This window comes from Flavobacterium sp. (assembly GCF_044371705.1).
GTDB lineage: Bacteria > Bacteroidota > Bacteroidia > Flavobacteriales > Flavobacteriaceae > Flavobacterium.
In genome coordinates this window covers 1-10,959 of the sequence record NZ_JBILTE010000091.1, presented here as the reverse complement: position 1 = coordinate 10,959, position 10,959 = coordinate 1, and the positions used below count along the sequence as shown (strand labels likewise).

The window sequence follows — 10,959 nt, the reverse complement described above, 5'->3', positions numbered from 1 at the left end:
ATTTTAATCCGTTTGGAACAGCTGATTACAACAAAATTAATAAAAAGGTAAAAGCAGAAATTGCCAAAAAAATGGAGCAGTCAAAGTTGAAAACCAATGCAGAGAATCGATTAATCAGCGAACTTTCTAAAATATTGATTTTGACCAACACCATGGGTTGGACATTGCAGTACAATGGTGAAGTCATTCAGACTCAAACGGCTTTAAAAGGAAAGCTTAAAACATAAAAAAAACGGCTTCAATTGAAACCGTTCGGGGAAACTTACGTTACTTATGAATTATAGTTTGTTTTCCAAACTTTGCCAACCGCCACCATTCATCACTTCAATGTTGTTGCTTTTTAAAATACCGGAAGCCTGACCGCTTCGCATCCCACTTTGACAACAAACGATTACCGGTTTATTCCATTTTTTAATTTCATTAATCTTCGTTGAAATGATATTCAAAGGAATATTTTTCGAGCTTTTAATATGACCTAGTTGAAATTCTCCAGGAGTTCTCACGTCAATAATCACTGCTCCTCTGTCTGTAAAGTCTTTAACACTTTCGGTTTTAGAACCAAAACCTAATAAATCTAATAATCCCATATTTTTTCAATTTTATGGTACAAAGATACTAGGAGTCAAAAGATTAATAAGTAACAAAAGTTACGCAACTGAAAATATTCTTTTATATTTGATTTTTATGAAGATTACCGATAGAAAATTAGAGATTATTACTATTGCAGCACAACTTTTTAAAGAAAAAGGGTACAGTGCGGTTACCATGCGTGACATTGCTCAAGCAATGAATATCAAAGCGGCGAGTTTGTATAACCATATCAAATCAAAGCAAGAAATACTTGTTTTAATTATTATTGAAATAGCCGAAGAATTCACCAATGTGATGAATGATATAGTTGCTTCAAAAACTACAGTGGTTAATAAAATCGAACGGGTTATTCAATTGCATATTGCTATTACCCTCAGAAATGCCGATGCTTTGGCTTGTTTGAACAATGATTGGATGCATTTAACCGATGATGAACTGCGGTATTTCATTAAAATGAGGGAAGAGTATGAAGAAAACTTCCGTAAAATTATTAGCAAAGGTGTTTTGGATGGAGAAATTAAAAGCATTAATCAAGAAGTAGTCGTTTTCTCTATTTTATCAACCCTTCGAACCATTTATTTGTGGTACGATAAAACCAAATCTTTAGATGCTAAAACACTACAAAACACTATTGCTACCGTTTTTTTAACCGGAGTTAAAAAAGTATAGTAGCACTCGGTCAACAGCTGTTAATTTTTTCAAACGTTTTCGTAACATTTGAAAAAAATGATTAAATTTGCATTGTAAACTAACAATTGTTAGTTTTTATTATTTTTAAATATGGCCAAATTTCACAGCATTAAAGTTGCAGATATTTATAAAGAAACAAAGGATTGTACAGTAATTTCCTTTGAAATTCCTGACGATTTAAAATCAGAATTTCAGTTCAAACAAGGACAGCATTTGACTTTACGAACAATGATTGACGGTAATGAAGTTCGTCGCTCGTATTCGTTGTGTTCCAGTCCGATTGAAAATAAATGGAACGTAGCTGTAAAAAAAATAAATGAAGGACTGTTTTCTACATTTGTCCATGAAAAATTGAAAAAAGGAGATGTTCTGGATGTAATGGCTCCCAATGGGACTTTTTTCACAGAGGTTGATCCTTCGGTTGCCAAAAACTATATTGCATTTGCTGCAGGAAGCGGCATTACGCCCATACTTTCAATTATCAAAACACATTTGGCGTTAGAGCCTGAATCGACTTTTAAATTGTTTTATTTGAATCGAACGGTGAAGTCAATTGTTTTCAAAGAAGAAATTGAGCAGTTAAAAAATGTGTATTTCAATCGATTTGAAATTTTTCATTTTTTAACCAAAGAACATCGTGCGTCTGAATTGTTTAACGGACGTTTTACCAAAGAAAAAATTCAAATTTTAACCGATAAAATTATCGATGTGCCACAAGTGGATGCTTGTTTTATTTGCGGACCTGAAGAAATGATTTATCTGCTTCGCGATGAACTGACTGCAGCAGGTTTAGCCAAAGACAAAATTCACTTCGAATTGTTTACTTCGGGAATTTCAGAAGCAGACAAGCAACGCATTTCTAAAATTATAGAGAAAAAAGTAGAAGGAACCGAAGTAACTATTATCGATGGTGGTAAAGAGTTCCATTTTGTGATGGGTGATGATTTTGATAATATTTTAGACGGAGCTTTGGCTGCAGGAGCCGATTTACCTTTTGCTTGTAAAGGAGGCGTTTGTAGTACCTGCCGTTGTCAAGTAGTTGAAGGAACCGCTGAAATGAAACTCAATTATTCATTAGAAGAAGAGGAATTGGCCAAAAATTATATTTTAAGTTGTCAAGCCGTACCAACCTCCAAAAAAGTGGTGGTTGATTTCGGGATTTAAAAATTAAAAAAATTGTTTAACAGTTCAACGTTACTGCTAAGTAGAAACTCAATACTAAGACTGAACACTGAACACTATTTTAAAGATATGTCTGAGAGAGAAGTAAAAAGTTTAGAAGAAATTTTCGAAGCTCGTATTGCAAGAGACGAAAAAATTGAAGCCAAAGATTGGATGCCGGAGAAATATCGATTGACACACATCCGTCAGATTTCACAACACGCCCATTCCGAAATAGTGGGAATGTTACCGGAAGCTAACTGGATTACCCGAGCTCCCTCACTTCGAAGAAAAGTGGCATTATTAGCCAAAATTCAAGACGAAGGCGGTCATGGTTTGTATTTGTACAGTGCCGCAGAAACGTTAGGCATTTCACGTGAAGAAATGTATGAACAATTGCACACGGGTGTTGCAAAATATTCCAGTATTTTTAACTATCCTGCGGTTACGTGGGCTGATATGGGAACAGTAGGATGGCTAGTTGATGGTGCCGCAATTATCAATCAAGTGGCATTGATGGGTGCTTCATACGGTCCGTATTCACGAGCAATGGTTCGTATTTGCAAAGAAGAGAGTTTTCATCAACGTCAAGGGTATGAAATTCTTTTAACGCTTTGCAACGGAACTCCGGAACAAAAAGAAATGGCACAAGACGCTTTGAATCGATGGTGGTGGCCTTCTTTAATGATGTTTGGACCCAAAGATGCCGATTCACCTAACACGGAGCAATCGGTAAAGTGGAAACTAAAACGCAAAACCAATGACGAATTGCGTCAGCAGTTTATTGATCAAACCGTTCCTCAAGCTGATATTTTAGGCTTAACCATTCCGGACCCAAAACTAAAATGGAATCCCGAAACAAAACAGTACGATTGGGGTGAAATCGATTGGAATGAGTTTTGGCAGGTGGTCAAAGGTCAAGGACCTTGCAATAAACATCGAGTTGAAGCACGAAAAACAGCTTGGGAAAAAGGAACATGGGTTCGTGATGCCGCTATGGCTTATGCCGAAAAACAAGAAAACAAAGTAATAAAAGAAGCAATATAAATAGTCTACAGTAGCAGTTTTCAGTATTCAGACTGCAAACTGCGACTGCGACTTCAAACTTTAAGAAAATGAAAAACTGGCCACTTTGGGAAGTATTTATACGAAGTAAAAATGGATTAGAACACCGTCATTGCGGTAGTCTTCATGCAAGTGATGCAACAATGGCATTAGAAAATGCACGCGATGTTTATACGCGAAGAATGGAAGGTGTGAGCATTTGGGTGGTACCGTCCAGTCAAATTACTGCTTCCAATCCGAATCAAAACGGTGAATTGTTTGAACCTGCAAAAGACAAAGCCTATCGTCATCCCACGTTTTATGAACTTCCGGATGAGTTAAAACACATGTAAAATGAAAGAAAATTTAATTCAATATATATTCGGAATTGCCGATAATTCTTTGATATTAGGGCAACGGTTGGGTGAACTTTGCGGTCACGGACCCAGTTTAGAAACGGATATTGCTCTAACTAATATCTCGTTGGATTTATTAGGTCAAACCAGAAGTTATTATCAATATGTTGCCAAAATACAAGGTGGTGATGCAACCGAAGATACCGTTGCTTTTCTAAGATTAGAACGTGAATACAAAAACGTTCTTTTGGTGGAGCAGCCTAATACTGATTTTGGGTATTCCATTGCCCGACAGTTTTTGTTTGATGTTTTTCACTTGTCTTTGTTAAACGAATTGCAAAACAGTACGGATGAAACATTGGCTGCTATTGCAAAAAAGAGCATTAAAGAAGTTTCTTATCACACCCGATTTTCATCCGATTGGATAAGAAGATTAGGTGATGGCACCGATGAAAGTCACAACAGAATCCAAACCGCTATCAACGACTTGTGGATTTTTACCGACGAATTATTTCATCAAACAGCCGCTGATCAAGCAATGGTTTCTGAAGGAGTTGGAATGGATGTAACCCTGTTAAAGAATGCCTATTATCAAAAAGTAGGTGAAGTTTTAGTAGAATCAACCCTACAAACGCCATCAATCGAATACTTCCAAAAGGGAGGAAAGCAAGGAATTCACAGTGAACATATGGGTTATATTTTAACCGAATTACAATACATGCAACGCACGTATCCAAACATGACTTGGTAATACATGATTTGTCATTCTGAACTTGTTTCAGAATCTAATAAAAACAAAATTTGACAGAACAACTGCAACATATCGACCAAAAATTGTTCGAAATTCTCGAAAGAGTTTCAGATCCGGAAATTCCGGTGTTATCAATCATGGAAATGGGTGTGGTGCGTTTAGCTAAATTAGAAAACGGAATCGTTTATGTTCAAATTACACCCACTTACAGTGGTTGTCCAGCAATGGACGTAATAGGTGATGATATCAAAAAGGCCTTTCGTGAAAAAGGATTAGAAGCTAAAGTAGAATTAGTTCTTTCACCCGCTTGGACAACCGATTGGATTACACCCAAAGGAAGAGCCGAATTAGAAAAATATGGTATTGCTTCTCCTTTGAGTGAATCAGCAGATAAGGAAGCTCTTTTGGGTAACAAAAAATTAGTAAAATGTCCGCAATGTGGTTCATTGAATACTAAATTAGTCAGTCAGTTTGGTTCAACAGCCTGCAAAGCATTATTCCAATGCGAAGATTGTTTAGAGCCTTTTGACTATTTTAAATGTTTAAAATAACCTACAAAGTTTCCAAAACCTTGTAGGTTTAAATTAAAATAAGGTATGACCAATTCCATCGAATTAAAAATAATCAACAAAGTAGCCTTCATTCACTTGAATCGTCCCGACGTATTCAATAGTTTCAACCGTGAAATGGCTTTGTTATTACAAAAAATATTAACGGACTGTTCAACAGATAACTCCGTTCGAGCCATCGTCATTACCGGAAATGGAAAAGCTTTTTGTGCCGGACAAGATTTAAAAGAAGTCACAGATCCCGATTTAAACCCCGGTTTCAGAAAAATTCTGGAAGAACATTACAACCCAATAATTCAAAAAATAAGAACGATTGAAAAGCCAATTATTGCTGCTGTCAATGGTGTTGCTGCCGGTGCCGGTGCAAACATTGCCTTAGCTTGCGATATTGTTTTAGCTGCTGAAAATGCTTCATTTATTCAAGCTTTTAGTAAAATTGGACTAATTCCGGATAGTGCCGGAACCTTTTTCTTGCCTCGATTAATCGGATTTCAAAAAGCTTCCGCTTTAATGATGTTAGGTGACAAAGTTTCTGCTGTTGAAGCGGAAAAATTAGGAATGGTTTACAAAGTAATTGCTCCTGAAAATTTTATGGAAGAAGTTACAAAATTAGCCGAAACGTTAGCCGAAATGCCAACGAAAGCCATCGGTTTGACCAAACGATTATTGAATCAATCGATGACAAATAATTTAGAACAACAATTGGCTTTAGAATCAGATTTACAAATTGAAGCCAGCTCATCTAACGATTATAAAGAAGGCGTCACTGCTTTCGTTGAAAAAAGAAAACCCGAATTCAATGGAAACTAATTTGAAAGTAGCGATTATTGGATGTGGCACAATGGGTAGCGGCATTGCTCAAGTAGCAGCTACCGCAGGTTGCGAAGTGAAAATTTATGACAGAAACTCTAGTGCACTTGAAAAAAGCAAAGCATCATTAGAAGTTACCTTATCTAAATTGGTCGAAAAAGCAAAAATTGATGAGGTTGAAAAAAACAGAATTAGCAATGCTATATCTTACACAACCACATTTTCTGAATTATCACATTCCGATTTAGTGATTGAAGCAATTGTTGAAAATTTAGATATTAAAAGAAAACTCTTTTCAGAATTAGAAAATTATGTTTCACCCGAAACGATTTTAGCTTCCAACACCTCTTCTCTATCAATCGCATCAATAGCCGCTTCGTGTCAAAAACCGGACCGTGTAATTGGTATTCATTTCTTTAATCCTGCTCCATTGATGCAGTTAGTTGAAGTCATTCCTGCCATTCAAACTAGTCAAGAAGTGATAGAACAAACCGTTCAAACCATCACCGAATGGAAAAAAGTAGTTGCCATTGCAAAAGATACGCCCGGATTTATAGTTAATCGTGTGGCAAGACCATTTTACAGCGAAGCTCTGCGGATTTATGAAGAAGGTAAAGCTGATTTCGCAACCATCGATTGGGCAATGAAAACCATCGGTGGCTTTCGAATGGGACCTTTTGAATTGATGGATTTTATAGGTAACGATGTCAATTACACCGTAACTGAAACAGTATTTACGGCATTCTATTTTGACCCAAGATACAAACCGTCTTTCACCCAAAAGCGACTTTCAGAAGCCGGTTTTTTTGGCAGAAAAACAGGAAGGGGTTTCTATAATTATAATGCAGAATTACCAAAACCAACCGAAGATAAACAATTGGGACAATATATCGTTGACAGAATATTAGTCATGCTTATCAACGAAGCAGCCGAAGCTAAATATTTAAACATTGCTTCCGCCGAAGACATCGACAATGCCATGACCAAAGGTGTCAATTACCCAAAAGGCTTACTCGTATGGGCAGACGAAAAAGGAATTTCGTGGTGTGTCGAAAAAATGGACGAACTCTATCAAGAATACCACGAAGATCGCTACCGTTGTAGCCCAATTTTAAGAAAAATGAACAGAGAAAATAAAAGATTTTATTAACCCAATTTATTCACACCTTGTCTCCCTCTGCTTTGGAGAGGGTCGGGGAGAGGAAAATGAAACCAAACGAAATTATAAATAAAATGTTCCAAAATGATGCCTTCAGCCAATGGCTCGGTATCAGCATAGAATCCGTTTCACCGGGTTCCTGCACGCTTTCTATGACCATTCGCAAAGAAATGACCAATGGTTTTGGTATAGCTCACGGTGGAATCACGTATTCATTGGCCGATAGTGCTTTGGCTTTTGCGGCCAATTCACATGGCCGCCAATCGGTGAGCATTGATACATCCATCAATCACATAGAAACGTTGAGAGAAGGTGATAAAATTATCGCAATCACCACTGAAAATGCCTTAAAAAACAAGTTTGGTTTTTACACGATTGAGATAAAAAAAGAAGAAAAAATAGTCGCACTTTTCAAAGGAACTGTGTTCCGAAGTGAGAAAGAGTGGAAAGCCCCCTAACCCCCTAAGGGGGAAAACAAAAAAGTTAAAACCTTATGGAGAATTCAGAAAAAAAATTACCGCAACAAACTTCAGTTCCCCCTTCGGGGGTTAGGGGGCAGGCATACATCATAGACGGAGTCCGCACTCCAATCGGAAGCTATCAAGGAACCTTATCAACCATCAGACCTGATGATTTAGGAGCTTTGGTAATTAAAACAGTTGTAGAAAAAAACCCGAACATTCCAAAGGAAGCCTATGATGATGTGATTATGGGATGTGCCAATCAAGCAGGAGAAGATAACCGTAATGTAGCGAGAATGTCTTCACTTTTAGCAGGATTGCCACATACTGTTCCCGGAGAAACTGTGAATCGATTGTGTAGTTCAGGTTTGTCAGCAATTATCAACGCCAGTCGAGCTATTATAGCAGGTGACGGGCATGTGTTTATTGCAGGAGGAATTGAAAATATGACTCGCGGACCTTTAGTTGTTTCCAAACCATCTGCAGCATTTGGAACGGATAGTAAAATGTATGATTCAAGTTTTGGATGGCGTTTTGTTAATCCGAAAATGCATGAAATGTACGGAACGGACGCGATGGGAGAAACCGCCGAAAATTTAGTGGATTTATATAAAATTTCACGAGAAGATCAAGATAAATTTGCTTATAACAGTCAGCAAAAGGCTACGGCCGCTCAAGAGTCCGGGCGTTTGGTTCGAGAAATTGTTTCCGTTGAAATTAAGCAAAGAAAAGGCGATTCGTATTTTTTCCACAAAGATGAATTTATCAAGCCGGCAACCACATTGGAAGGATTGTCAAAACTTCGCCCGGCCTTCAGAAAGGACGGATCTGTAACCGCCGGAAATGCATCAGGATTAAACGATGGAGCTGCCGCAACCATCATCGCATCCGAAGAAGCAATAAAAAAATACAACCTCAAACCACTAGCTCGAATTGTAAGTTCAGCTGTAGTTGGAGTAGAACCAAGAATCATGGGAATTGGTCCGGTAGAAGCCACCAATAAAGCTTTAGCAAAGGCAGGTTTGACTTTGGATCAAATTGATATTATAGAATTAAATGAAGCATTCGCTGCTCAAGCATTAGCATGTACCAGAGCATGGGGAATTGCAGATAACGACCCACGATTAAATCCTAACGGAGGTTCTATCGCCATCGGACATCCTCTTGGTGTAACAGGTGCCAGAATTGCCTATTCCGCCGCTTTAGAATTGCAACTAACTGGCAAACGTTATGCCTTAATCACGATGTGCATTGGTGTCGGACAAGGCTATGCAGCAATTATTGAACGCGAAGCGAACTAGCCGTTGGCTTCAGCCTTTATAAAACGCGTAGCTAAATTACCGTTGGCTTCAGCTATCGGGAAAAAATAAAATTTGCGAATTGCGAAAAAAAAAAGAATATGAATAAAACACAACATTACGTCCTCGGAAAATGGATCACCGGAACCGGCGAAGGAATTCCTTCATTCGATGCTGTTACAGGAGAATTCATAGCTTCCACAACTGTAGAAGGACTAGATATTCCTGCTATTTTGCATTACGGAAGAACCAAAGGTGGCGAAAAACTACGTAAAATGACTTTCCAAGAGCGTGGAAATATGATCAAAAGTTTGGCAATGTATTTAACCAAACGCAAAGAACAATTCTATGAAATAAGTTACCGCACCGGAGCAACACGTGTAGATTCCTGGATTGATATCGAAGGTGGTTTCGGAAATTTGTTTGCCAACGCATCGTTGCGAAAGTTGTTTCCCAATCAGCCCTTTCATGTTGAAGGCGACCCTATCGATTTGTCAAAAGGCGGTCGATTCATGGCTCATCACATTTTAGTTCCAAAAAAAGGGGTGGCTATTCATATCAATGCTTTCAATTTTCCAATTTGGGGAATGTTAGAAAAATGTGCTGTTAACTGGATGGCCGGAATGCCGGCAGTAGTTTTGCCAGCTCCGGTAACCGCCTATTTGACTGAAGCAGTTGTACAAGAAATTATCGCATCAAACATACTGCCCGAAGGAGCCTTACAACTCATCAGCGGAACAACCAAAAATATATTTGATACTGTTGAAAGCCAGGATGTAATCACTTTCACCGGTTCAGCCGCAACAGGAAGATTATTAAAAGCTCATCCGAGAATTATTCAAGAATCTGTTCCGTTTACAATGGAAGCAGATTCATTAAATGCTTCTATTTTAGGCGAAGATGCTGTTCCCGGAACACCGGAGTTTGATTTATTCATCAATCAAGCCAAAAGTGAAATTACTGTGAAATGCGGACAAAAATGTACTGCTATTCGTCGAATGATTGTCCCCGAAAAATTAATGGATGACGTTCAAATTGCTCTTGGAAAATCTTTAGACAAAGTTACCATTGGCGACCCAAGATTGAAAGAAGTTCGAATGGGAGCGTTAGTCAGTAAAGCCCAAGCGGATGTGCTGAAAAATCGAGTAAACGAATTATCCAAAACTGCTTCGATAGTGTATGGTGATTTTGATACATTAAACATTATCGGTGCCAATGAAAAAGGTGCTTTTGTGAGTCCGATTGTATTGAGAGAAGACAAACCCTTTCAAAATTTGTCGGTTCACGAAACAGAAGCATTCGGTCCCGTTTCAACGATAATGCCGTATAAAAATTTAGACGAAGCAATCGAATTAGCCCAAATGGGTAAAGGTTCCTTGGTTTCATCCATCGTAACCAATTCAGACGAAATCGCCAAAGAATATGTAGTTAATGCCGCTTCTCATCATGGAAGAATTTTAGTTTTAAACCGTGAAAATGCCAGACAAAGCACCGGTCATGGTTCGCCATTGCCCTTGCTAGTTCACGGAGGTCCCGGTCGAGCCGGAGGAGGCGAAGAAATGGGCGGTATTCGCGGCATCAAACATTACATGCAACGCTGTGCTATTCAAGGTTCGCCAACGACATTGACCGAAATTACCGGAATTTATCAACCGAATTCGGCTTACAAAGAAATTACACGACACCCGTTTCAATACCATTGGGAGGATATCCAACCCGGAATGTCGCTCAAAACGCACAAGCGAACGGTTACCGATACCGATATTATCAATTTTGCCAATCTAACGTGGGATCATTTTTATGCTCACACCGATATCACTTCCTTAGACGGAAGTATTTTTGAAAAACGAACTGCTCATGGTTATTTTATTTTAGCCGCTGCCGCCGGTTTATTTGTGTATCCAAATAAAGGACCGGTTGCCGCGAATTACGGACTGGAAGAGTGCCGATTTTTACGACCTATTTATCACAATGACACCATTTATGTTCGCTTAACTTGCAAACAGAAAATTGAACGCGATGTCGCTTCTGCTGAACATCCAAGCGGAATTGTAAAATGGTTTGTAGAG

At 38.4% G+C, this 10,959-nt stretch carries 12 protein-coding genes and 1 pseudogene; 12 read left to right on the top strand and 1 reads right to left on the bottom strand.

Annotation, left to right across the window (positions count from 1 at the left end; genetic code table 11):
* A pseudogene (locus ACIQ2S_RS07835) lies at positions 1–227 on the top strand (hypothetical protein); the annotation flags it as partial.
* Between the two features lie 51 nt (positions 228–278).
* On the opposite strand, the gene ACIQ2S_RS07830 reads toward ACIQ2S_RS07835, so the two are convergent.
* Entirely contained in the window at positions 279–587 is a 309-nt protein-coding gene (locus tag ACIQ2S_RS07830; RefSeq protein ID WP_396174707.1) for a rhodanese-like domain-containing protein, read from the bottom strand.
* A 97-nt stretch (positions 588–684) separates the two neighbouring features.
* Here ACIQ2S_RS07830 and ACIQ2S_RS07825 point away from each other — a divergent pair, with 97 nt between their 5' ends.
* The 11 genes from ACIQ2S_RS07825 to paaZ form a co-directional block, all read left to right on the top strand.
* Positions 685–1,260, top strand: coding sequence for a TetR/AcrR family transcriptional regulator (locus ACIQ2S_RS07825; protein ID WP_396174705.1), 576 nt, complete (start codon positions 685–687; stop codon positions 1,258–1,260).
* 111 nt (positions 1,261–1,371) lie between these two features.
* The gene (gene paaE, locus ACIQ2S_RS07820) at positions 1,372–2,445 is read left to right on the top strand and encodes a 1,2-phenylacetyl-CoA epoxidase subunit PaaE (protein ID WP_396174702.1); all 1,074 of its coding nucleotides are present in this window, start codon (positions 1,372–1,374) and stop codon (positions 2,443–2,445) included.
* Positions 2,446–2,532: 87 nt separating this feature from the next.
* Complete coding sequence (paaA, locus tag ACIQ2S_RS07815; RefSeq protein ID WP_396174700.1) at positions 2,533–3,489, top strand: 1,2-phenylacetyl-CoA epoxidase subunit PaaA; 957 nt, start codon at positions 2,533–2,535, stop codon at positions 3,487–3,489.
* Positions 3,490–3,557: 68 nt separating this feature from the next.
* Positions 3,558–3,839 (top strand): 1,2-phenylacetyl-CoA epoxidase subunit PaaB, encoded by a 282-nt coding sequence (gene paaB / locus ACIQ2S_RS07810; RefSeq protein ID WP_396174698.1) that lies wholly within the window; start codon positions 3,558–3,560, stop codon positions 3,837–3,839.
* 1 nt (position 3,840) lies between these two features.
* On the top strand, positions 3,841–4,593 hold the full coding sequence (gene paaC / locus ACIQ2S_RS07805; RefSeq protein WP_396174696.1) for a 1,2-phenylacetyl-CoA epoxidase subunit PaaC: 753 nt from the start codon (positions 3,841–3,843) through the stop codon (positions 4,591–4,593).
* A 50-nt stretch (positions 4,594–4,643) separates the two neighbouring features.
* Positions 4,644–5,144, top strand: a complete 501-nt coding sequence (paaD, locus tag ACIQ2S_RS07800) for a 1,2-phenylacetyl-CoA epoxidase subunit PaaD (protein WP_396174694.1) — start codon at positions 4,644–4,646, stop codon at positions 5,142–5,144.
* A 45-nt stretch (positions 5,145–5,189) separates the two neighbouring features.
* Entirely contained in the window at positions 5,190–5,972 is a 783-nt protein-coding gene (locus tag ACIQ2S_RS07795; RefSeq protein WP_396174692.1) for an enoyl-CoA hydratase-related protein, read from the top strand.
* The gene (locus ACIQ2S_RS07790) at positions 5,962–7,122 is read left to right on the top strand and encodes a 3-hydroxyacyl-CoA dehydrogenase NAD-binding domain-containing protein (RefSeq protein ID WP_396174690.1); all 1,161 of its coding nucleotides are present in this window, start codon (positions 5,962–5,964) and stop codon (positions 7,120–7,122) included. The genes ACIQ2S_RS07795 and ACIQ2S_RS07790 overlap by 11 nt, the downstream gene beginning before the upstream one ends.
* 56 nt (positions 7,123–7,178) lie before the next feature.
* On the top strand, positions 7,179–7,589 hold the full coding sequence (locus ACIQ2S_RS07785) for a PaaI family thioesterase (protein WP_396174688.1): 411 nt from the start codon (positions 7,179–7,181) through the stop codon (positions 7,587–7,589).
* Positions 7,590–7,624: 35 nt separating this feature from the next.
* Positions 7,625–8,893 carry a 3-oxoadipyl-CoA thiolase gene (gene pcaF / locus ACIQ2S_RS07780; RefSeq protein WP_396174686.1) on the top strand — a complete coding sequence of 423 codons (1,269 nt, stop codon included), beginning with the start codon at positions 7,625–7,627 and terminating at the stop codon, positions 8,891–8,893.
* Positions 8,894–8,991: 98 nt separating this feature from the next.
* Positions 8,992–10,959 (top strand): phenylacetic acid degradation bifunctional protein PaaZ (gene paaZ / locus ACIQ2S_RS07775; protein ID WP_396174684.1); only part of this gene is annotated, 1,968 nt, incomplete at its 3' end.